Source organism: Romboutsia sp. 1001285H_161024_C4 (genome assembly GCF_015550185.1).
Taxonomy (GTDB): domain Bacteria; phylum Bacillota; class Clostridia; order Peptostreptococcales; family Peptostreptococcaceae; genus Romboutsia_C; species Romboutsia_C hominis.
This window is the reverse complement of sequence record NZ_JADNAJ010000017.1, coordinates 1-22,114: the sequence shown is the minus strand read 5'-3', so window position 1 is coordinate 22,114 and position 22,114 is coordinate 1. Positions and strand designations below refer to the sequence as shown.

24 protein-coding genes are annotated in these 22,114 nt (G+C 27.7%); 9 read left to right on the top strand and 15 right to left on the bottom strand.

Going from position 1 to position 22,114, the window contains the following annotated elements:
* Positions 1–460: antirestriction protein ArdA (locus I1959_RS14710; RefSeq protein ID WP_195238845.1), on the bottom strand; the 460-nt coding region annotated here is incomplete at its 3' end.
* A 374-nt stretch (positions 461–834) separates the two neighbouring features.
* On the opposite strand from I1959_RS14710, the gene I1959_RS14705 reads away from it, so the two are divergent.
* The 4 genes from I1959_RS14705 to I1959_RS14690 all read left to right on the top strand — a co-directional run bounded on the left by I1959_RS14705 (position 835) and on the right by I1959_RS14690 (position 2,919).
* On the top strand, positions 835–1,263 hold the full coding sequence (locus tag I1959_RS14705) for a helix-turn-helix domain-containing protein (protein ID WP_195238844.1): 429 nt from the start codon (positions 835–837) through the stop codon (positions 1,261–1,263).
* A 117-nt stretch (positions 1,264–1,380) separates the two neighbouring features.
* Positions 1,381–1,761 carry a hypothetical protein gene (locus I1959_RS14700; RefSeq protein ID WP_195238842.1) on the top strand — a complete coding sequence of 127 codons (381 nt, stop codon included), beginning with the start codon at positions 1,381–1,383 and terminating at the stop codon, positions 1,759–1,761.
* Between the two features lie 173 nt (positions 1,762–1,934).
* Entirely contained in the window at positions 1,935–2,597 is a 663-nt protein-coding gene (locus tag I1959_RS14695) for an N-acetylmuramoyl-L-alanine amidase (RefSeq protein WP_195238840.1), read from the top strand.
* Between the two features lie 73 nt (positions 2,598–2,670).
* A complete protein-coding gene (locus I1959_RS14690; RefSeq protein WP_195238838.1) occupies positions 2,671–2,919 on the top strand; it encodes a hypothetical protein in 249 nt (82 codons plus the stop codon).
* Positions 2,920–4,218: 1,299 nt separating this feature from the next.
* On the opposite strand, the gene I1959_RS14685 is transcribed toward I1959_RS14690, so the two are convergent.
* Positions 4,219–4,863 (bottom strand): hypothetical protein, encoded by a 645-nt coding sequence (locus I1959_RS14685; RefSeq protein ID WP_195238836.1) that lies wholly within the window; start codon positions 4,861–4,863, stop codon positions 4,219–4,221.
* Positions 4,864–5,060: 197 nt separating this feature from the next.
* On the opposite strand from I1959_RS14685, the gene I1959_RS14680 reads away from it, so the two are divergent.
* From I1959_RS14680 to I1959_RS14670, 3 genes are all read left to right on the top strand, one after another.
* The gene (locus tag I1959_RS14680) at positions 5,061–5,303 is read left to right on the top strand and encodes a DUF1659 domain-containing protein (RefSeq protein ID WP_195238834.1); all 243 of its coding nucleotides are present in this window, start codon (positions 5,061–5,063) and stop codon (positions 5,301–5,303) included.
* A gap of 25 nt (positions 5,304–5,328) precedes the next feature.
* Positions 5,329–5,559 (top strand): DUF2922 domain-containing protein, encoded by a 231-nt coding sequence (locus I1959_RS14675; RefSeq protein WP_195238832.1) that lies wholly within the window; start codon positions 5,329–5,331, stop codon positions 5,557–5,559.
* 87 nt (positions 5,560–5,646) lie between these two features.
* Positions 5,647–5,802: a YvrJ family protein gene (locus I1959_RS14670; protein WP_077066279.1), complete on the top strand. Its 156-nt coding sequence runs from the start codon at positions 5,647–5,649 to the stop codon at positions 5,800–5,802.
* Positions 5,803–5,848: 46 nt separating this feature from the next.
* On the opposite strand, the gene I1959_RS14665 is transcribed toward I1959_RS14670, so the two are convergent.
* The 4 genes from I1959_RS14665 to I1959_RS14650 all read right to left on the bottom strand — a co-directional run bounded on the left by I1959_RS14665 (position 5,849) and on the right by I1959_RS14650 (position 9,188).
* Positions 5,849–6,112, bottom strand: a complete 264-nt coding sequence (locus I1959_RS14665) for a Mor transcription activator family protein (protein ID WP_195238830.1) — start codon at positions 6,110–6,112, stop codon at positions 5,849–5,851.
* Between the two features lie 71 nt (positions 6,113–6,183).
* Complete coding sequence (locus I1959_RS14660; protein ID WP_195238828.1) at positions 6,184–6,759, bottom strand: hypothetical protein; 576 nt, start codon at positions 6,757–6,759, stop codon at positions 6,184–6,186.
* 67 nt (positions 6,760–6,826) lie between these two features.
* Positions 6,827–8,062 (bottom strand): DNA-binding response regulator, encoded by a 1,236-nt coding sequence (locus I1959_RS14655; RefSeq protein WP_207733603.1) that lies wholly within the window; start codon positions 8,060–8,062, stop codon positions 6,827–6,829.
* Positions 8,063–8,441: 379 nt separating this feature from the next.
* Positions 8,442–9,188: a recombinase family protein gene (locus I1959_RS14650; protein WP_195238826.1), complete on the bottom strand. Its 747-nt coding sequence runs from the start codon at positions 9,186–9,188 to the stop codon at positions 8,442–8,444.
* A gap of 333 nt (positions 9,189–9,521) precedes the next feature.
* On the opposite strand from I1959_RS14650, the gene I1959_RS14645 reads away from it, so the two are divergent.
* Positions 9,522–10,121 (top strand): hypothetical protein, encoded by a 600-nt coding sequence (locus I1959_RS14645; protein WP_195238824.1) that lies wholly within the window; start codon positions 9,522–9,524, stop codon positions 10,119–10,121.
* 53 nt (positions 10,122–10,174) lie between these two features.
* On the opposite strand, the gene I1959_RS14640 is transcribed toward I1959_RS14645, so the two are convergent.
* Positions 10,175–10,675, bottom strand: coding sequence for a hypothetical protein (locus tag I1959_RS14640; protein ID WP_195238823.1), 501 nt, complete (start codon positions 10,673–10,675; stop codon positions 10,175–10,177).
* 124 nt (positions 10,676–10,799) lie between these two features.
* Between I1959_RS14640 and I1959_RS14635 the strand changes: the two genes are divergently transcribed.
* Positions 10,800–10,973, top strand: a complete 174-nt coding sequence (locus I1959_RS14635; protein ID WP_195238822.1) for a hypothetical protein — start codon at positions 10,800–10,802, stop codon at positions 10,971–10,973.
* Between the two features lie 46 nt (positions 10,974–11,019).
* Here I1959_RS14635 and I1959_RS14630 read toward each other — a convergent pair whose 3' ends face one another.
* The 8 genes from I1959_RS14630 to I1959_RS14595 all read right to left on the bottom strand — a co-directional run bounded on the left by I1959_RS14630 (position 11,020) and on the right by I1959_RS14595 (position 21,966).
* Positions 11,020–12,345: an McrB family protein gene (locus I1959_RS14630; protein WP_195238821.1), complete on the bottom strand. Its 1,326-nt coding sequence runs from the start codon at positions 12,343–12,345 to the stop codon at positions 11,020–11,022.
* Between the two features lie 90 nt (positions 12,346–12,435).
* Positions 12,436–13,608 (bottom strand): DNA cytosine methyltransferase, encoded by a 1,173-nt coding sequence (locus I1959_RS14625; RefSeq protein ID WP_195238820.1) that lies wholly within the window; start codon positions 13,606–13,608, stop codon positions 12,436–12,438.
* A gap of 16 nt (positions 13,609–13,624) precedes the next feature.
* The gene (locus I1959_RS14620) at positions 13,625–15,433 is read right to left on the bottom strand and encodes a DUF2357 domain-containing protein (RefSeq protein WP_195238819.1); all 1,809 of its coding nucleotides are present in this window, start codon (positions 15,431–15,433) and stop codon (positions 13,625–13,627) included.
* 4 nt (positions 15,434–15,437) lie between these two features.
* Positions 15,438–17,258 carry an McrB family protein gene (locus I1959_RS14615; protein ID WP_195238818.1) on the bottom strand — a complete coding sequence of 607 codons (1,821 nt, stop codon included), beginning with the start codon at positions 17,256–17,258 and terminating at the stop codon, positions 15,438–15,440.
* Positions 17,259–17,381: 123 nt separating this feature from the next.
* A complete protein-coding gene (locus tag I1959_RS14610; RefSeq protein WP_195238817.1) occupies positions 17,382–18,269 on the bottom strand; it encodes a hypothetical protein in 888 nt (295 codons plus the stop codon).
* Between the two features lie 100 nt (positions 18,270–18,369).
* Complete coding sequence (locus I1959_RS14605; RefSeq protein ID WP_195238815.1) at positions 18,370–19,575, bottom strand: DNA cytosine methyltransferase; 1,206 nt, start codon at positions 19,573–19,575, stop codon at positions 18,370–18,372.
* Positions 19,576–19,685: 110 nt separating this feature from the next.
* Complete coding sequence (locus tag I1959_RS14600) at positions 19,686–20,573, bottom strand: sigma factor-like helix-turn-helix DNA-binding protein (RefSeq protein WP_195238813.1); 888 nt, start codon at positions 20,571–20,573, stop codon at positions 19,686–19,688.
* A 1,102-nt stretch (positions 20,574–21,675) separates the two neighbouring features.
* Positions 21,676–21,966: a hypothetical protein gene (locus I1959_RS14595; RefSeq protein WP_195238811.1), complete on the bottom strand. Its 291-nt coding sequence runs from the start codon at positions 21,964–21,966 to the stop codon at positions 21,676–21,678.
* Between the last annotated feature and the right edge of the window lie 148 nt (positions 21,967–22,114).

Here is a 22,114-nt window from a genome sequence, read left to right as displayed (position 1 = left end):
TTTGTAATTTATTAAAAACTGTATCGTAATCTATGCTATAAGATAGCTCCCAAGGCATATTCTCAATTAGTTCCTCGTAAAACTCATACATATAATTTTGTGCAAACTCATTGTTATTACTAGCTTCTATTGTATAAACATCTTCTAAATATTTTTTAATCATATTCATATCTAATTTTTTAAAATCAATTCCATAAGTGTATTCAAGATGTTCTATTAAATATCTATTTAAATCTAAGCTTTCTATCGTTTCACATAATTTATTTACTTTTATTGGGTCTGTGTACTCTTCAATTTCAAATGGAAGTTCGTAGTCGTGAATTGCAAAATCACTTTGTCCCTTTTTACTTTGTCTTAAAATAGCTTCTTGTATTTCTTCATTTTCTGTAGGAAGTTCAATCCATTCTCCTTTTAAATATCCGTTATTGTAGCTTTCTAAATCTGCTATATATATTTGCACTTTTTCCACTCCTTAGATGTAATTTTTAACTTTATTTCTATAGTTATATTATGTCCTTTTTAAGTGAAAAACATACTTAAAAGCATTGAAATCCCTATATTCCATTGATTTTGCTTTTATTAATTTTTTCATATTTTTAGGTTAATTTTTCCTAAATTTTAATTCACGAAAACGTGAATTAAAGATAAATATTTGTACTCAAAAATTCACTTAAACGTGAAAATTAAAAACTTAGTTTTATACTTCAATTTCACCTTTAAGTGAATTTAAAAATGTATTTAAGTATCTTTATTGAATATATAAATTAGTTCCAAGGACTAAAAATGGACGTATACGGGAATATTAAAGATATAAATTTACTATGAGGTGATATTATGGCAAAAGGTAGTTTTGAAGGATTATATACATTTCTTGAAGTTGCAGAAATCTATAACATAGATGACTCATGTTTAAGAAAACAAGTTGCTCGTGATAAGTTTGTTATTGGTGAAGATGTTAAAAAGATGGGCAGAACATGGATTATAACAGAGCAAGCAATGGTTAGAAGTTTTGGAAGTCTAAAGTTTGAAGAATATAAAAAGAAACTTGAGAAAAAGGAAAAAGTGGTTCGCCCACGCAGTGGCTCAAAGGCTCAGGCTAAAAAGTTAGCTACTAAAATGGTTAAATCAAAAGGCTCAAGGTCCAATAGTAAAATACATAGCATAAATGGAAAAGAAGAAAAGTCAAAAGACAGTTGGGTACAAGGCGATATTAAAGGCATAGAGCTAAAAAGTTTTGCTTTTAATACAAATGATAGTGAGTAGGTTTAAAAGCTCGGACAAGCAAAAATATAGGATTTTTTTAATAAATAAAAATATATTTTACATTTTAGATATGTTTTTCTTATTATATATACAGAAAACATAAATTGGAGGAGAGCTATGAAAAAGTTAGAAAATAATTTGATGATGATAATAAAAGAAAGTAATCTTATAAATTTATTTGACTATGGATATGTGAAAGAAGAAAATACCGCAGAAGGTGAATTTGCATATAAATATTTTGTAAATATGAGAGATAGTGTTAAAAATCCACTTCATATTAGTTCATTTGAATATTATACTAGAAAGCATTCATATAAAAATGGTAGCTTTTCTAAGTTTAGAATTTACCATGATGGAAAAATGCCTAGAAATATACATAATGAGTTAGAAAAATTAAACTATGTCATATCAAGGTCTAAAAGCTATGTAGATTTTGCATCTGATAATATAGATGGTTTAATAGCTATTGGAAAAAATGTATATGACATAATTTCATAATTTTATAATTATATTTAGCAAATAAGGTGGTTTAAATTATCCATCTTATTTTTTTTCATTATTTTATTTTTTAAAGTTTTAGTAATTGGCTTACATTCACCCATAAAACTACTTTAAAATTTTATAATTTAAATATATTAAAGATAAGTTTAATTTTTAAGTGGGAGGTATTTATGGGAAAGTTGGTTATTGATTTAGGGCATGGAGGAACAGATCCAGGAGCTATCGGACCAAATAAAACACATGAAGCTGATGTAGTTTTAGCTATTGGAAAGGAACTTAATGAATTATTGAAAGGTTGTAATCTTGAAATCAAGTTTACAAGGCTATCAAATAAATATCTTTCATTAACTGAAAGAACTAAGATAGCAAATAATTTTAAAGCAGATTATTTTTTATCAATTCATATCAATTCAACTAAAGATAATACTATAAGAGGTGTTGAAGTATGGCAATATTCAAATAAAAATGAGAATCTAAATAAATTTTCTAATGGCTTATGTACTGATATTTCAAAGATTTTCAATGTTAGAAATAGAGGTTTGAAATTAAGTAAAGAGCTCTCAGTTTTAAAAAATACAACAATGCCAGCTGCTTTAATTGAAGTTGATTTTATTTCTAATGCTCAGGCAGAAAAAGATTTAAAAACTAATTCTAATATTAAGGCTATAGCTATAGGTATAAAAAATAACTTAATTGAATTATTTGATTTAGAAGTATCTACAAATGATACTTTGTATAAGGTTTGTATTGGAGCTTATAAAGATAAAAATAATGCACTAAATCAAGTGAAATTAGCTAAGGATAAAGGTTTTAAAGATGCCTATATCATTTAATAAATACATTGTTAGATATAAGCTATTTCAATATAATATAGATAAATATGACTTTGTAAAGGAGGTTGGTATCATGTATTTACTATTAAGTGCTGATGGTGATGTTGGATTATATAAAGTTGATAAAGTTATCTTAGATAATTTTGATACTATCCTTGATGATTTTTTTAAATGGAAAAAGAAGAATTGCTATGATGAAACTTTATTCGTAAAGTTTATTAAAAGTGTATATGGTGATGACTCTATTATTTTTAAAAAAATAGTTGGATGTTATCCAGAAATAGAAAATGAATATAAAAATATAAAATGGTTTAATTTTTAAGGAGCATTAATTTTTATGATGCTCTTTTTAGTATTCAGAAATATTCATATAAGAGCTTATTCCTTAAAAGATATATAATCACTAGCATTGGATAGCGGAGCAATGGTTTTATCCAATGCGGGATACCAAACAATAAACTTTCATACCGAAACCAACTAACTACACTCTGTCAAGTTTATTAAAAAATAAAACTTTCAAATACAAACATAGTAAGTTATACAAAATGTGAAGGTACAATAAACTTTATTTGGACAAATACACTCATAAAACTAAATACACAGGGCATTGGGCGACGGGGCAGTGAATGGCTATCCTCAAAAGCTACGAACACATGCCGAGCGATAAGATACGTAGCAGACTTGATATGAAATATGATGTTTGCGAAGTATGTTATCAGCGAGTCGTGTTCGTGCGTTGAGGATTAGTCAGAGGGGCATGGCCGAAGGCCCATCTTTCACCAATCCAACTAACTAAAAAGCTATATCCTTAAAATTCACATGAAACTCTTGATTAAAAGACTGTTTTGAGTTAGCGATTGTAGTGGAAATCCTTTTGAGCGCTCTTTGCTCAAAAGATTGCAACGTAAAGCGCGGTGGCGATAGCCAAACTCCCAAAGTATCAAATATACGTATACTAATAATAACAACTGCTATAGCCATAATAATTAAGTCTAATAAAATTTTAAATTTTCATAATCACTAAGCCTCAAAATACATATTAATAGCAAACCTAATAGAATTAATTATTTTCTAATCCTATAAACTATAAGCTCAAAAACTAAAATTTATAAAATAAAAGTATCATGTAAACAAAGAACCTTGTTTTTAAGTCTGACATCGCAGTTTGCAGCGCTTTTTGCTGCAGTCTGTGAGGTCATACTAGACCCCAAAGCTTTTGACCCAAACATATAAATAAAGATAGTTGAGGTAGGAGTGTTTTTTCTCCTACTTCAACTATCCTCCACTACTATTCGTTCATCGAAAACCATAATCTTAATTTCATAAATCCATAAAAATAAACTTAAAGGGTAGGATGGTGGGGGAGCAGAGAGCGCGGTGGGAAAAGTAGGTCATATCTTACAAAGTAAATAGTAAGCATAAAAATAAAGCTACATTTTAGCTCATATCCTAATCAAAAAATCCTCTAATATATGAGCTAAAATGTAGCCACACCTTGTATGCCTTATTTTTTACGAAGTAAAAGATATGACCTACAGGGGCTGATAACCGAAGGTTTAATAAATTGCACAATATTTACCTACGAATAAATATATGCGTAGTAATAATAAAATTAATTATTTTATATATATTCTTTTAATAAATTTTTTAAAATATGACTTAGAACCCTTACATCGGATGCATTATCGGCTATTCTAAATTTTGTACTTTCATCTAAATCATTCCATGTAGATATTTCTCTATAATCCACACCTTTATAGGATAATAACTGTTCTGGTGATATTTCCTTAACTCTAATTTTTATATTCTTTATTTCTGCATCTAAATTTATTTCTTGCTCTAACCATACCTTAAATATAATATTAAATAATATATCAGAAATTTTATTATATAATATTATGCATGTTTCGTTCTCTGATAAAGGATATAGTAAGGCATCTTCATCAAATAAAATATTATATTTACATAAATTTGCATGTGCTAATAAATTTCTTATCCTTCTTACTCCATTAAATTTATTGTTTAAAAATTTATACTCTGTATTAGTTATATACCCACTATCTTTAATCTTTCTTATAACACTACTAAAATCACTATCATAATCGTTTATTTTTGATTTAAGCATTATTTCAGTTATATTTAACAAATATATTAATGCAGCTTGTCCATTTTCATCCTCTATAATATTCTCACAATAACCTAGCATATTACCATGATACCTAGAGTATTGCCAAATATAATCAATAATTTCTCCCTTATTATACATAAAAGCCCCCCCTTATTAATTCTTTGATTACTATATTCTAATATTAAATATAGTACTTTTCAAATAATTGGCATAAATTTTTCAAATTAAATATTTCTAAAAATAAAATAACAAAAAAACTTCCTCAAATACATTTTAGGACTTTGAACTCAAAACAAAATACACTGTAATTAATCAAATCAAAAGGAGGTTCTAAAATGGAAAATACAAAACTTGCTGAAAGTGTATCAGAAACTAAAAATCCATCATCATTAAAAATTAAATTCGATTGTGGATTAGGGGATAATGGAAGAACAATAGTAAAATCAAGAACTTACTCAAACTTAAAACCTGATGCAAAAGCTCTTGACGTTTACAACGTAGCAGATGCAATGGCATCACTTCAACAACACTCAGTACTAGAAATAGTAAAACAAGACAACACACAATTAAATCAATAAAAATTTAAATAAGGAGGTAAATTAAATGGATGGAATAGAGGTAAAATTACTAATGACATTTATGACTGAATCTGGAAGAAAGGTAAGCTTATTTGTAACAGATCCAAGAGAAGATGTAACAGAATCAGAAATAAAAACTGTTATGGACCTAATAGTAGAAAAAAATATCTTTGCTCCTAATGGAGAAGATATAGTATCTGCAAAAGAAGCAAAAATAGTTCAAACAGAGATAACAGAATTTGACCTTGTAGTTTAGTAACACATGAAACACATAAGAAATACCCCTCTGAGCTTATGAGGGGCTTTCTTAGCAATATTAAATATTATTTGGAGGAATATATCAATGGAACTAGATTTAATGCAATTAGTGGCTAATTTAGGATTTCCAGCTATCGTTACAATGTATCTATTAATACGAATAGAAGGAAAACTAGAGGGACTAAGTGTAAGTATTAACTCTCTAAGCTCAAATATAAATGAATTAAATAACAAAATGTAAAAAATCTACACACCTAAAATTAATTTAGATGTGTAGATTTTTCATTTTAAGCACTTTTCTTATGTCTATTTATAATAGCCCTTATATAGCTTTCAGACATATTAAACTTAACAGCTAACTCTTTATGATTAAAGCCATTATACTTTGATATAATCTCTCTGTCTCTAGCTTCTTTGTATATCATCTTTTCAGTAGGAAAGTACACAGATGTCCCTCCAAATTCTTCAAATAATAACTTTGTCTTTTCAATCCCAAGCTCTCTAGCTATATTCTCAAATTGTGGAGGTAAGTCACTTATTTTAAGTTCCATAAAATATCCTCCTATAAACTATATTTATATTGGATATTCTTCAGAAATTAGATTTTCCCTACAAGAAATTATTAATTATTATATTTATCTATATAATCAATTACTTTATCAATATATTTTTTAGCATTTAGCATTGATTCTTCATTATCTTTTCTTCCTGTTCCATACCAAAATTGAGAACTTCCCATACCAAATTTCTTAGGGTTAGTTTTAGATTGAGGAACATCAAATTTTCTTTTATCTACAGGTACTAGAACACAATCGCATGAATTGGCCTCACAGTTAAACGGTCTTCCATTTGAATCAAATTCATACCATCTATAAACTGTAGCTTTTTTATACCATCCTACTATTTTATGTTTTTTATCATTAGGATTTTGTGCTACCCATATAACTAGCACATTTTCTGCAATATCATCTTTCTTTGTTATTCCTTGAAAACTCTCAATCCTAATTTGCCTATCATTTCCATTTGTTGATTTAGTTGAAACATAACCACAATATGTATCATCATCATATATTAAAAAATTTTCACTCTCAGCACCATCCTGATTATCTTCCACCCATTTACCACCACCTGTGGGTCTATCATCATCAATACCTTCATAGTACTTCATCCAAGCTATTTTACAAAATAAAATTCTCATAACAACCTCCTAAAAATGAAACCAGGCTAAAGCCCCCCAATACTAAGAGGACAAAAAATGAACACCCCTATTTTTTTAGCAATCGAATAACTTTAGTTCTATCTATGTTCAGTTTTTTACTTATCTCTGTATTATTTAATCCTTGCTCTTTTAGACATCTAATCTCATTCTTTAAATCTTCTAACTCTTGTTGTTTTTTAGTTAATCCATTCTCATTTCTTCTTTTAGCCTTCTTCCTTGCTTTCTGCTCCTCTGCACTTCTTCTATATTTCTCTTTACCAGAAATAATAGTCTTAAGATGCATCTGCTCCTCTAAAGTTATATCTAATATCTTTATAAGCTTTGCATTGGTATACTTATATTTTTTTTCAACATAAGCTCTCTCTGCTGACTTTGTATCACTTTTAACCTCATTTACAGGTAATGGCTCTTTAAACATTGAATTAAGCTCTAAAGCCTTTTGTAAAGCTTCTTCTGAATCTTGTGTAAAACAACAAGTAAAATATCTATATAAAAATAAAATTAACTCTCTGTGACCTTTAACATCATAATCTCTAAGCTCACAAATCTTTGTTATATCTAACACTCTAGCATGATATAAGCTATACTCTGTAAATAAACTTACAATCTTTTTAGGTCTACCTTTTTTCTTTTCTCTTTTCTCACTTATTTCAGGTAAAAAACCTTCTTGAATCTCTCGTAAATTATACTCATAGTCATACATGTCTAAAATCTCAACAAAGCTATTGCTTTTTGAATTAACTGTACCAACTACTCTTAAAACCCTAGTTGGGTCTAATGCACAAGCATCAGCACCAAATTCTTTTAACTGATTATATATATACCTTTGAACCGCATACCAAAGAGGCATAGCCATACTTGGAACAGGCTCTATTAAAAGCACATAATATAATCCCCTTCCACTATCTATTAAAAAATTAGGTCTTGGAATTTTATATCCATATAAATCATTTTCTAAAAAGTATTGAACAGCTTCTTTAGAATACTTTGTCTTATGACAATCTATATCTATATAAATAGCTCTAAGTTCCTTTATATTCTCAATTCTTCTTTGTGGCTTATAAAATGTATTTTGAGATACATAAGCATTTATCTCATTTAATATGAGTTCTGGATTCTCAAAAATATCCTTACTTTTATAATGCCATTGCTTATATGCTGGATCTTTTGATGCTATTGTTATGTATCCTTTACTTTCTTTATGTAATACCTCTAAATGTTTTTTACATTTATCATAATCTATGTTAATATCTTCAACTATTGCTAAGTTATTTGATTGCATAAAAAAACTCCCCTTATCTATTGAAATCTACCCCAAAAAAAGATAAGAGAAGTTATTATATACCTTGTCACTTATAATTGAATATGATAAAATGACACTATAAAATAATAAAAAACTCCCTTTAAGGATTTAGATACTCTTATCTTTTTCTTTTATAGGGCTTTAGATAAAAAAGGTTAGAATCTCTGTTTGGCGATGGAGGGTTCTAACTTTTTTTATTTTCCGATTATTATAGATAAATTGTAACATAAAATTCCTTTTTAGTACATAGAAATAGATACAGGACGAAAGTCCCCCAATACTAAGAGGACAAAAAATGAACACCCCCTTATAATCTAAACTTTTAGCGTATTTTTAAATTTTCAGAACATTCCTTCTTTTAACTATTTACTTTTCTCCACATATATTTAGATACTATTGGCTCTATAGTAAGATTAATATCATTCTTTTCTTTTTTACCTTTGTATTCAAATATACCTATATAATTTTTATTTTTTAAAATATAATCAACCTTTTGTTTTGAAAATCCATACTTATCACCTATCTTAGCTAATGAAAGTCCCTTAGACCTTAATTTAAATATATCTTTAACTATCTTAGCTTCTTCTTCATCTATTTCAAATTTACCATCTTTATTTACTTTATATCCAAGTGCTGGTTTTCCACCGACCCACTTATTTTCATTAAGCCTCGCAATTCTTCCATTTCTAGTTCTTTCATTTATCACAGCTCTTTCAAACTCTGCAAAGCTCCCTAGCATTTGTAAGAATAACATACCTTGTGGTGTAGATGTATCAAACATCTCTGTAACACTTACTAAAGCTACTTCATGCTCTTGTAATTCATAAATCATTGCTAATAAATTATATAAGCTTCTATGTATCCTATCATTTTTATAAACTATAATCATATCTATATTATTTTGCTTAACGTAATTCATCATTTCATAATACTTTGGCCTATCCGTTGACTTTCCTGATACAGCTTTATCTATAAACATATTATCTATATAAATGTCATGAAGCTTAGCATACATTCTTATTTTTTCTTCTTGGTCCTTTAATGAAGTATTATCTACTTGCATTAAAGTCGATATCCTACAGTACCCTACTGCTCTTTTTTTCATAATGTCCTCCAATGAATCTGTCAAATGTCTCTAATTAATTTTTTATATCTAAAATCAAATTTATAATATATCTAAAAACTAAAAAAGGTCAAGTTTGTCGGCTCAAACTTGACTTTTTAACATTATAACCACCCGCTAATCCAAGTATTTTAAATAGATTAATTATAAATACCATTAGTTATTTTTTATTTTACACATAAACTATTTTAATTTATTTATCAAAGTTTGTCGAATGTAAAAAAATTATTCTTTAGCTATTATTAAGCCTCTTTAAATGCTAAAATATATTTATTACTAAAGTGTTGCTCTTGTAACACTAAGGAGGTTTTTAATTTGAATAGACAAGAATTTGATACCTTAGATATTTACAAGCAAATTGATTATTTTAATACGCAAATGGCCTTAGGATTATCCCAATCTAAAATATGTGAACAAATAAATTTACCAAAATCAACTTGGAGAGATCGTTTAAAAAGAGTAGGTTATAAGTTAGATCAAAACAGCAAGTGTTACAAAAGTGTTACTCATTCTATCAGCAAGGATGAAAATACATATAACACTATTATAACACCTAGTAAAACTGTTGATTTTCCTTTAATTCAAGATAGTATCATACCTGATAGTGTTACAACATCTACTCTTGAAATTTTAAAATTCAAAAGCGATTTATTAGAACTTGCTCAAATAAAAAAAGATATTTTAAAAACTATTGATATCGTTAAAAAGTATGAGATTGAAAAAGAAATTATTGATATTGTAGATATAAAGATTGATTCTAATAAAATGACAGGTGATATAAAGACTAGATCATTTAAAGTTTACTCTGATGTACTAGATAGTTTCTTAGCGTTTACTAAAAAGCATCCTGATTTAAAACAGCAGGATATATTATGTCAATTTATTTTAGAAGGTATCTGTAAGTATAATAGATAAGGTGTTACTACTGTAACACCCTACTTTGCACAAATCGATATAAATTCTAACGATTAATTAACCAGATTATCATAATAATCCGTAGCTAAAAGTACACTTAATTGTTGAAGTAAACTAAATAAAATCATGAAGCCACCTATATATAATCTCTCCCTATCTATTACACATATTCCTGTATAATGATAAAAAGTAAAAATAGCAGAAATTATACAAATAGATGTAGCCGGTTGTAAAAATCTATTGCTGAAAGATTTTCTATTTTGATATATATCACTAGAAATTAGATTAAGCCAATAGTTATCATATCTATAAAACTTTATATATACTATAAACATACATGGAATTAACAGTAGATGATATAAAGATGGAAAGAAAAAAATATCTCTTGAAATAGTTAGGAATGTAAATAATAAAATATGAACAAAAGATGTATATCCCATTACCATAGAAGAAATCTCAAATACACTATAGTCTATATCATATAAGTATATTCTCCATAGAACTAAGAATACTATAATCGTCAGTATCGTAAATTTAAATACAAAAGAAAACATGTTATCCTCCTAAATAGTAAAAAAATCTTATAAATAAATATATGTTTTAAAATTATGTATATGCTTTACTCTGTAATGAATTTGAGACAATCATTTACTCATATATTGATTAAGGGGTGAGAGTTTGATTTGTCCAATTTGTAATAATATTTTAGAATATCAAAGTCCTTGTGATCCTCAAGATATTAATCTTGATATCAATGGATATATAACGATTTACATATGTCATAACTGCTGTGAATTATTTAATCTTATTCATAATCGCGATACAGATGAAATTAAATTAGAAAAATATTAAAGCGTAGATTAAATCTGCGCTTTTGCAGTATTATATGACAATAAATCTATTCGCCTATAAATGATGTATAACCTTTTTTAACTGAGTTTTGCATTTCTTCTAACTTATTATTAGTTAATTTATAGTCTTCGTTACCAGCAAATATCATTTGTAATGAATCTAACTTTGGTTTTAAAGCTGCCTTAGCTCCATGTAGTTTAGGTAGTATTTTTTGGCATACTTGTTCATCAAAGTATTGATTAAAATTCTCTTCACTGAATAAATCTGTGTTAATCTTTATGTATTGACTAACTTCGTCTACCACTCTAAATCCAAAGTCCTCTTTAACCGCTTCATATATTCGATCTAAGTTTGCTATATATTCTCCAAACCAAGACTCACTTTTTATATCTTTATATATTTTTTCTTGGCTATCCTTAACGCTATTTATATACTCAGATGGCTTTTTCCCATTCATTTCTATTACATTAGCTCTATCCAATACTTTAGGTGAAAACATATATGTAGTTTCATCAACATTAACTGTACCTATTATTTTTAAATTTTTACTCCATCTTATGATTTCCCCATTAGGAAGCTTAATTTCCTTTGACCTAGATTCTAATGCTGATAAAAAATCAGCGAAATATCTTTCTACATGAGATAAATTCATTTCATCTAATATAATAATATACTGTCTATCTTTTTCTTTATTAGAATCTCTAATAATTTTAACAACTTCTGTATCTGAATAGCTATTATCTCCCTCTAACAATATATTCTTAAATCCTAATAGTTTCTTATTATCATTCCAATTACTGCCTACTGATACATGTACGCTTCTGTCTTTTCCATCTTTATATATGATTTTTTTATACTCTATCCATAATTCAGCTATTTTAGTTTTACCTGATCCACTTATTCCTGTCAGTATTAAAAATGGCTTAGTTTCTAGTGACAATATAAATCTTCTAATTAATCTATCCTCATAATAAAAACCCTTATCTAAACAAAACATTTTAAAATCTTTTATATTCATAGTGCTTTCATATTCTATTGCACTCGAATTACTACTTTCTTTATATAATTTTAGTTTGTCTACTATATTTTTATATTCTTTTTCATCTTGTTTTGTCAGAATATCTATAGCCTTATCGATACTACACTTATTAAATAGATTTTGATGATCAGATACTAATCCATAGTGCCTCATAATTCCCATAGATTGATAACCCCTTGTTTCTTTGCTATCCAAACCTAAGATATCCTCATCTATTTTTCTATATGAAGTCTTTGAAAATAAAAAATTATATATCGTATTTGCTATAGCATATTCGCTATATTTATTTACTGTACTAGGTTTAGGCTGTATATTAAGTTTAGGTATCAGCATTAAATTCCTCCTTTAGTGTTTCATATACTGTGCTAGCACTCTCACTAATAAAGTATAGCAAAAAAGGAACCTATATAGGTTCCTTTTTTGCTATACTTCTAAATTGTTTAAATAAGTTAATATACTTTCTCCAATAGCTTTCCCCATTAAGACTGGAACTGCATTTCCTACTTGAACATACGTATCTTGTTGATTACCTATAAATTCAAAATTGTCAGGAAAAGACTGAATTCTAGCAGCTTCTCTTACTGAAAGAGTTCTAAGTTCCGTTGGATGTATATACATATAACCATCCATTCCAATATGAGCTAATATAGTCCACGAAGGTTTTTTCATAACTAATCTTTTTAATCTATCTTTAAATATATCTTCTCTAAATGGTAATATTTGTCTAACTTCTTTTGGTAAATCCATATATATATCACCTTGTTTCATATGAGCAAATACCTTCTTAGCTCTATCATTAGACATTCTACATATATTATTTTTAACTGTTCTATTAGGGTTATTCCTTCTCATTATTTGTTGGAATTCAGTTAAATCCTCAAATTTAGAGTACTCAACTTCTGATACCCTCCAATTATCAGTTATCTTTGGTAAGTCTGATATAGCTGATTCAACATCCACAAATGGTTTAAGATTTTCTTTATTTACATCATCTTGATCATAATAATGAGTATGCTTAGGATAAGAGAAGTCAACATTCTTCTTTTTATGAGCTACAAGCATCATTCTTCTTCTAGCTTGTGGTACTCCATAGTGTACACTATTTAATACCTGAACTGGTTTTTGTACTTCGTACATTCCATCTCCAATACTTTCTATTATTTCAACTGCTGTATTGAACACTTTACCTTTGTATTTAGTCATAAATGTGGGTACATTTTCCATAACAAATATTTCAGGCTTGAAGTAATCTACATATTTTAAATACTCCATAAATAATTGGTTTCTAGGATCTTCTGATACATCCTTTCCAGTTACAGATTGGATTTTAGCATGTCCTATAGTTGAAAATGTTGGACATGGTGGTCCCCCTATTATTACATGTACATCTTGATATCCTATTTGCTTATGGAATTCTTCTGGTGGTATTTCTCTTATATCTCCACAAATAGATACAGAGTTAGGGTGATTTAATTTATGTGTTTGAACCGTTCTTTCAACTACATCTATTCCACCTATACAATTAAGACCTGCTAACTCAAGTCCATGTGAAAATCCTCCAGCTCCACAAAATAAATCTATAAAATTATATTTCATTTAAAAACTCCTTTACTTATACATTGTCTATTATTCTTCTAAGTGCTTGATATGATACAGTATTATCTTTTTCAAAAATACCATATGAGTTATTATTGATAGCTAATTCTATAAATTTATCTATAATACTAAATATTTCATTTAAGTCATTAGTTTCAGATTTAGAATTAATATTCATTGATAATGCTCCAACTGATGGGAATAAAGTATCTTCTGTAAACTCATTAGTTGATTTAAGGAATTCATCTTGTTTAAATATACAAGACTCCTCACTCAGGCACAGTGCATATGAACCTACAGTACCCATTATAGCGTCTTTATATGTGTGCATTTTATCTATATCATCTGTATTATATTTTTTATTATCAGGAACTTTATACTTTGCATCGAAATGCATTATAGCTACTAATTTATTATCTTTATAAAGCTCCAAAGAAATATCAGGATCTAAATCATGTGAGTATGATCTACCTTCATAGATAGATTTTCTTCTTGAATATTTCTTTTGGTAATATAGTTTTAACTCAACACTATCATTTATAAAATATGTTACACAACTTTCGTCTACAGTACTTAGACTTACATTTAAAGATTCCTTATCATATCTAATCCAATTGCACTTACTAAAGTTATTGTTATATTTAGAATTTAATATATCAAATATTTTAATAAATATCCAATATTCATATAACTTTGGTACATCCTTTTGGCCCATACAAAATTGTTCATCTAATATATCTATTGATAGACTAGGAACTAATAAAATATCATTGTAGGCTTTAAATAGTTTATTATAAGGATATTTTTTTTGCAATACCTGAGAGTTAAATGGAAGAGAATTCATATTAGAAATTTCTCTAAAGAAAGGTAGTCTCAACTTATCATCTACTATTCCTATACTATTTTCTATTTCTCTTGCTAATTTTGTATTATTTATATTTATGCTAGATTGTAGATCTAATAGCATTTCTCTTAAATACTCTAAAAAGAATTTAACAAATTGATTTTCATTAGTATCAATACTATCTGTATATTTCATAGATGACACTTTCAGTGGTATTTTCATTTTTCCTTTGCTTGGATGATTATATTCTGTAATGTTAGATTCATCCATTAATGCATCAATATAATCATCTATATCTAAATCATCTACTTCCCAGACAAACTCTTCTTCTTTATATGAACTTAGCTTTGAATGTGTGTTTTTAGATATATAATCAATCCACATTGGTAAATTATCTTCTTTAAGCATATTTTTAATAAATGCAAATGTTGAATAATAATTTTTATCATCATCAGACATAGTATCTCCCTTTGAAAATCTACTTTCTAAGAAAGAACTACTTCTTGATATTAAATCTATAAAGAAGTCCGATATTTGTTCTAATAAGTAACTAAAGTCTTCTTTATAGTTTATTTTGTTACTTTCAACTTCTATTATATTCTCAATAATATTTACTGACTCTAAATTTAAAACACCAACATAATTATCAGCATTAAATATTCCTTTAAAGAATTTTTCACTTAAAACACCTTTATTATTGAAAAATAAACTCTTGAATAAATTAAAATAAGGAGATTTAGTATCTAGTAATGTAAACCAATAATCTCTATTTTGAAATAGCCTTATAGGGCAATCTTTACTATCTGTATCAATATATAAATCAGTTTCTTGAGAAACTATACTAAAGTCGATAGTTAACTCATCATATGTGTATCTCTCATCTTTATTACTTTCAGATAAATAATGAGCTACAGATTCTATTTTTAGAATCTGCTCCCCATTTTTATATACTGAAATACTTTTACAGTATGATATTCCCATAAGCTTACTCCCCTATGAATGATGCATAACCTTTTTTAACTGCGTTTTGCATTTCTTCTAACTTATTATTAGTTAATTTATAATCTTCATTACCTGCAAATATCATTTGTAATGAATCTAACTTAGGTTTTAGAGCTGCTTTAGCTCCATGTAATTTCGGAAGTATTTTTTGACATACTTGTTCATCAAAGTATTGATTAAAACTTTCTTCACCAAATAACTCTGTGTTAATTTTTATATATTGACTAACTTCATCTATTACTCTAAAACCAAAGTCCTCATTGACTGCTTCATATATTTTATCTAAGTTTTCTATATAACCTTCAAACCAAGATTCATTCTTTATACCCTTATATATTTTTTCATTGCTATCTTTTACACTATTTATATATTCAGATGGCTTTTTACCATTCATCTCTATTACATTAGCTCTATCTAATACCTTAGGTGAGAACATATATGTAGTCTCATCAACGTTAACAGTCCCTATTATTTTTAGGTTTTTTGTCCATCTTATCTTAGTATCATTAGGTAACTTTATTTCTTTAGACCTTGATTCTAATGCTGATAGGAAATCAGCAAAATATCTCTCAACATGGGATAGATTCATCTCATCTAATATTATTATATAAGGTCTGTATTCCTCTTTATTAGCTTTTCTTATTGTACTTACAACGTCAGTATCTAAATAGCTATCCTCACCTTCTAATAAAATATTTTTGAATCCTAATAGTTTCTTATTATCATTCCAATTACTTCCTACAGATACATGTAAGCTTCTAGTCTGTCCATCTTTGTATTTTTCTTTTTTATACTCTATCCATAACTCTGCTATTTTAGTTTTACCAGAACCACTTATACCTGTTAATATTAAGAAAGGCTTTGATTCTAATGAAAGAATAAATCGTCTAATTAAACTATCCTCATAATAAAATCCTTTTTCTGAGCAGAAATCTTTAAATGCTTTTGCATCAGTAATACTTTCACATAAAGATATCCATTTTGCGAAACTTTCTTTATTATTGATATATTTTCCCCACTCAGTTAATACTTGATGATCATCACCCTTTTTATCTTGATCAAGAGTCATATACTCATCTTTATATTCTTTAATTAATACTTTACTTATCGTGGCGATATCATCACCTTTTTTCAACCCAAACATAAATTTACCAACTACATTAAACTCCGTAGCCTCTTCTGTAAGTAATTGTGAAGTTCTTAATAATGCTTTTATGTATGTAAGTCTCTTTGTAACATTTCCTTGAGTTGATTTTCTTCCATCTATTATTTTATTTATAAAACTATTATCTATTTCATCTACACCTAAATTAGAGTCCTTAAATATTTCACCAAACTCAAATTCTGTAATATAGGCATTTTCATATCCTTTTTCTTTTAGCATCAGCAAAACCTTTAATATTATTAAATAAGGTTTTGTTATTTTTAACTTTCTTTTATCTTTGTTTTTTTCACTCGGTAAAGGATATTGCCACTTACTTAAAAAATAATTCATATAGCTATTTGCTAGTGTTTCATTTTTACTTTCGTATATTTGCTGTAATAAGTCATTTTCTATAACTTCTCCATCAGTAGGGTCTTGCGATAAATCAAATTGAAGTAAACCTGTGAACCTTAGATGCGTTGTAATTTGTCCATAATAATCATCATTCTTACCTTCTTTATTAAAAAAATCTACAGCTAACTTTGGTAACTCACTTTCTTTTTTACCTTTACTGTAATTTATAAATGCATATGAAGAATCTTTATCTAAAAATACAGTTTTTTCATTTGTAACTCTTACTTCTGGTATATTTAAGTACATAGCTTGCCTCCTTTTTATTTAGTACTCTATTATTATAATTTAATTGTATATTTTTTCCTATCTAAATTATGGTATAAAAAAAAAGGATAGTAAATTACATTATCCTCTTTATCTATCTTATTCTTATTTAGACACTATAAAATCCTTATATAGACTTCTCCACTCTTTAAACCTACTTTCATCTGATATATATCTTGAAAATTTAGTTGTTACAACTCTATTATCAGACGGTATATTAGGATTAAACTCGAAAAATTGACCTTCATATACATCTATTAGTTTGTCTATTATTAATATCCAATTCTTTTTTTTACTTAAACCTATCATGAAGTCTTGAGATAATGGGTAATCCTTTTTATCTGTTGTTATTATAAATGATTCAGCTATAAATCCTTTATAATAACCTACATCCTTTTTGTAATACTTATTATCTTTATATCTAAACCACGATTTATTTTTTCTGTTCTTTATTATGTTATCTATATATTTATCATCTATGTATCTTGTACTTTTAGGGCTCGATATAACAAATAAATCATAAAACTCTTTATTTTCAAGATATGCTTCACTAGCATCTTTCTTATATAACATTTGTAGTATTTTCAATATTATTAAATATGGTTTTCTTATTTCATCATCTCTAGAAAACTCTATCTGTGGTTGTGGGAATTGCCAATTTAATAATAAGTAGTTCATATATTCACTTTGTAATTCTTTTGATTCAGATTTATATAATTTAGATAAAAGCTCATTTTTAACTATTTGACCTTCTTCATGTAGTGAACAATCGAATTCTAATAATCCTGCATACTTTAAATATGTTCCTATATGCCTTCTAAAATAAATCTTATTCCCTGTTTTTCCAAAAAAGTCAGTTGCCATACTATCAAGTTCATGATACCTTTTACCTTCTACATATTCAATGAACTCTAACATACACTTGTCTTTATTTACTTTAGTAAATATGTGCTTTAATGTTATTTGCCTTACATTTGGAATTCTCCAATACATTCACTAACCTCCAATATTATATATTTATTATCAATTTAAATTTTAACATAAATATAATAAAACGTATAATAATTGAATTATTATACGCTTATATAAATATTTATTCTAATTCATCTAATATTTCTCTAATAACCTTTGCTATAGCTTTAGCCATTAATGGTGGCACAGCATTACCTACTTGCTTAAATTGATGTGTTCTAGCTCCTACAAACTTAAAATCATCAGGAAAAGATTGTACTCTAGCTGCTTCTCTAACAGTGAATGTTCTTTCTTGGCTAGGATCTGGATGAATAAATAAATTACCATCCTTATATAAATGCGCCACAACTGTTTTTCCTGGTTTATCAAAGTCTTGCACAGTATATCTGTTCCCAAAATGTTTTGGGTCATGATGTATTAAATCAGGCCTTACATCACTTAGATGCTTAAGTTGCCAATTATTTTCACTTAATATTCTATATCTTTCTCTATCTTTATCATTATGATTTCTTGCTGCATGGTTGTATAATTTATTAAAATCTTTATCTCTCAATTCGTCTAAATATTCATTCCATGTACCAGGCTTAAAGTCGATTTCTTCTTTTCCCTCTCCTGGCAATAACTTTGGTAAATCACCTATCGCATCTTTAACTGTTTTAAACTTTTTTAAATTCCTACATTCTTCACCTGGAGCATAATGTGTTTTTTCGATTCTATCATATATATCCTTAGGGTCTAGGTCTATATCATTTCTCACTCCTATTAGAATAACTCTCTTTCTAATTTGAGCAACTCCATAATGAACTGAATTTAAAGTAACTATATCTTTGTCTCCAATTACTTTATATGTTTCATTCATTCTCTCAAGTATCTTAGGGAATATAAGCTCTCCACCTGGTTTTGCAGTAAGTAAACCTGTTACATTTTCAAATACAAATATTTTAGGTTTATAAAAATTTAATATATCTAAATAATTTTCAAATAAATAATTTCTAGGATCATCACTCATTGAGTTTGGATCTTGCGCTCTTCCAACAGTTGAAAATGTTTGGCATGGTGGCCCTCCAACTAATACATCAACTCTTTGGTCTCCTATTATTTCCTTAGTAATTTCCAATATATTCTCATTAGTTATATCTTCACATAAAACAGCTTTTTCAACTTCACTTTCTTCATACTTGTAGTATCTCATTCTTTCTTTTAATGTCTCACATGCATTTTTATCTATTTCTAAGTGAAGTAAAGATTTAAAATCTTCCATATAAAACCCTTCGCTAAATCCTCCACATCCAGCGAACAAATCTATAAAATTGTACTCTTTTTTCATTTGTTTGTATCCTCTCTATGAATGTCTAATCTCAATCCTCTTAGATATTCCTCCTTATCTAATACATTTGTTTTGATACTTATTAGCTAAGTATTCTAATAGTGCTATTATCATTTATTATCTATTACTTTTGCTTGTATATCTTCATCTGTTAAATCTTCTTGAGAATTTAACAGTTCTTTTAAATTCTCACTTATTTCATTAGACATAGAAATAACTGTATCTCCCGGTCTACATCTTTTATTTATGCCTGCATCTATTAACGATACTCCATCCTTAGGCCTTATAATAAACTCATACTTAAATTGATACGGCCATCTCTCTTGATCTCTTATAACTTCCATTTCAGATGTTATCTTAACTAATGCTACAACTTTTTTTATTGGTGTTGTCAAATATATAAAGCACTCTAAGTTTTCACCATCTCTAACTCTTCGGCTTATTTGTTCTGCTAACTTCCTTCTATTCTTAGGAAATCCGATTTTTCCATACTCTAAGTTATTTAAAAAGCCTGGGTAAATTAATTTAATAAAAGGATTACTAACATATCCTTTTGAGGATATATTGTCATTCATTAGTTTTATATTTTCTAATGAGCATCCCATTTCTCTAGCCACTTCACCCAACGATTTATTTTCATCATATATTAATTTTGCTACTTGTAATTCTCTATCCGTTAATTTAGAAGTGTTTTCATCACTAATATAGCCATTTATTATAAGCCAAGTTACATACCTTCTAACGGTTTGTATCGATACATTTAAACTCCTCGCTACCTCACTTTGAGATTTACCTTCTCGAATTAATTTCAATGTTTTCTCATACTTTTCATTTTGAGGTAAGGGAGTCCTTCCAAAGTCATCTCCTTCTGAATCTCCATTACTCAAATTACCGTTATTTAAACTATTTATTCTTTCTATTATTCTTTCTTTAGCTTCACATATCTCTTCATTTATAATCTGCTCTAGACTATCCCTAGATATTCTGTAATACTTCATCTTTTACCTACCTTTTACACTTTTTTTACTACTTACAAGTATAACTTCTTTAAGTATATTATTTTACTACTTAAAAGTAAATATTTAATCACTTAACTTTAAAGGTAAATTTTTCTAATCCGTTTAAGTAACTTCTTAAAATAAACAAATGCTTGCCTTTACACAAATTCTTAATACTAAAATAAATAGGTTGATAGTTGAAGAAGGAGCAAAAACCACTCCTTCCTCAACTATCTTTTTTATATTTTCGGGTCAAACTAAAGGGTCTAGTCTGGCATCAATTAATTATTAAATACCTCTAAAAGCTAATGCTATTTAGTATTTTTATTAAACTACGCATTTAGATTAAATTTAAAGCTCTTATTTCTACTTTTAGAAAAATCATATATATTACTGCTTCTAATATTCAATAGTTCTTTTATGTTATTAACTATATACCTATTTATATAACTACATTTAATTTTAATACTTTTGGAGTTTGGCTATCGCCACCGCGCTTTACATTCCTATCTTTTGAGCAAAGAACACTCAAAAGGATATCCACTACAATCGCTAACTCAAAACCATCTCCTAATCGAAAATTGCTTGTAAATTTAAATGTTATAGCTTCCTTGTAAGTGCATCATTTAAAGATAGGCCTATCGGCCATGCCCCTCTGACTAATCTCAAAAGCACTCACACTATTCGCTACTAACATAGGTCTCCAATATCTTATTTCATAACAAATCTCCGACCTATCTTATCCGCTCATACGTGTTCGTAGCTTCTTTGAGATAGCCATTCACTGCCCTAAGCCCAATGCCCTATGCATTAGTTTTTTTTGGGTGAATTTCTCCAAACTAAGGTTATTGAACCTCCACATTTTCTATAAATTACTACATCAGTCCTTAATAGTTTTATCTCTCCTATAAACTAATAGAGTGTAGTTACTTGGTGTCGGTATGGAAGTTTATTGTTTGGTATCCCGCATTGGATAAAACCATTGCTCCGCTATCCAATGCTGGTGCATATATAGCTTTTAAGGAAGATTTGTTCCTTGGTACATAAAAGAAATAAATATGCTAGTATATTAAAAATAATTACATAACAAAAGCTCCTTTAATTAGGAGCTTTTAACTGTTAACTCATTCATTTTATAAATTTCTTCCCATGAATGAGTTCTTCTATATAATTTTATTTTTCTCATGTTTTTTAAATTGTGTAATAGCTCTTTTGTGTGTTCATTTGATTCAATTTCTATTAAATAATTATCTCCGATTTTTTTTGGTTTAACTTTAGCTTCTTCATATATTTCATGGTTTACAAGGTATTCAAATATTGAATTCATCATATCAAAATTTATATATCCTTCTGGATTACTACCTATGTATATTTTATTTTTAGCTCTTACCATTTTAACATCCTCCTAGTTATTTGAATAATAATATATATTTTCATCTTGATTTTTTGTAATGCTCATTGTCATTTGTAATTTATTAAAAACTGTATCGTAATCTATGCTATAAGATAGCTCCCAAGGCATATTCTCAATTAGTTCCTCG

Bases quoted from the DNA above. Each gene is read 5' to 3' on its own strand.
- I1959_RS14705 (WP_195238844.1), top strand. From the start codon at position 835: ATGGCAAAAGGTAGTTTTGAAGGATTATATACATTTCTTGAAGTTGCA.
- I1959_RS14700 (WP_195238842.1), top strand. From the start codon at position 1,381: ATGAAAAAGTTAGAAAATAATTTGATGATGATAATAAAAGAAAGTAAT.
- I1959_RS14695 (WP_195238840.1), top strand. From the start codon at position 1,935: ATGGGAAAGTTGGTTATTGATTTAGGGCATGGAGGAACAGATCCAGGA.
- I1959_RS14690 (WP_195238838.1), top strand. From the start codon at position 2,671: ATGTATTTACTATTAAGTGCTGATGGTGATGTTGGATTATATAAAGTT.
- I1959_RS14685 (WP_195238836.1), bottom strand. From the start codon at position 4,863: ATGTATAATAAGGGAGAAATTATTGATTATATTTGGCAATACTCTAGG.
- I1959_RS14680 (WP_195238834.1), top strand. From the start codon at position 5,061: ATGGAAAATACAAAACTTGCTGAAAGTGTATCAGAAACTAAAAATCCA.
- I1959_RS14675 (WP_195238832.1), top strand. From the start codon at position 5,329: ATGGATGGAATAGAGGTAAAATTACTAATGACATTTATGACTGAATCT.
- I1959_RS14670 (WP_077066279.1), top strand. From the start codon at position 5,647: ATGGAACTAGATTTAATGCAATTAGTGGCTAATTTAGGATTTCCAGCT.
- I1959_RS14665 (WP_195238830.1), bottom strand. From the start codon at position 6,112: ATGGAACTTAAAATAAGTGACTTACCTCCACAATTTGAGAATATAGCT.
- I1959_RS14660 (WP_195238828.1), bottom strand. From the start codon at position 6,759: ATGAGAATTTTATTTTGTAAAATAGCTTGGATGAAGTACTATGAAGGT.
- I1959_RS14655 (WP_207733603.1), bottom strand. From the start codon at position 8,062: ATGCAATCAAATAACTTAGCAATAGTTGAAGATATTAACATAGATTAT.
- I1959_RS14650 (WP_195238826.1), bottom strand. From the start codon at position 9,188: ATGAAAAAAAGAGCAGTAGGGTACTGTAGGATATCGACTTTAATGCAA.
- I1959_RS14640 (WP_195238823.1), bottom strand. From the start codon at position 10,675: ATGTTTTCTTTTGTATTTAAATTTACGATACTGACGATTATAGTATTC.
- I1959_RS14630 (WP_195238821.1), bottom strand. From the start codon at position 12,345: ATGCTGATACCTAAACTTAATATACAGCCTAAACCTAGTACAGTAAAT.
- I1959_RS14625 (WP_195238820.1), bottom strand. From the start codon at position 13,608: ATGAAATATAATTTTATAGATTTATTTTGTGGAGCTGGAGGATTTTCA.
- I1959_RS14620 (WP_195238819.1), bottom strand. From the start codon at position 15,433: ATGGGAATATCATACTGTAAAAGTATTTCAGTATATAAAAATGGGGAG.
- I1959_RS14615 (WP_195238818.1), bottom strand. From the start codon at position 17,258: ATGTACTTAAATATACCAGAAGTAAGAGTTACAAATGAAAAAACTGTA.
- I1959_RS14610 (WP_195238817.1), bottom strand. From the start codon at position 18,269: ATGTATTGGAGAATTCCAAATGTAAGGCAAATAACATTAAAGCACATA.
- I1959_RS14605 (WP_195238815.1), bottom strand. From the start codon at position 19,575: ATGAAAAAAGAGTACAATTTTATAGATTTGTTCGCTGGATGTGGAGGA.
- I1959_RS14600 (WP_195238813.1), bottom strand. From the start codon at position 20,573: ATGAAGTATTACAGAATATCTAGGGATAGTCTAGAGCAGATTATAAAT.
- I1959_RS14595 (WP_195238811.1), bottom strand. From the start codon at position 21,966: ATGGTAAGAGCTAAAAATAAAATATACATAGGTAGTAATCCAGAAGGA.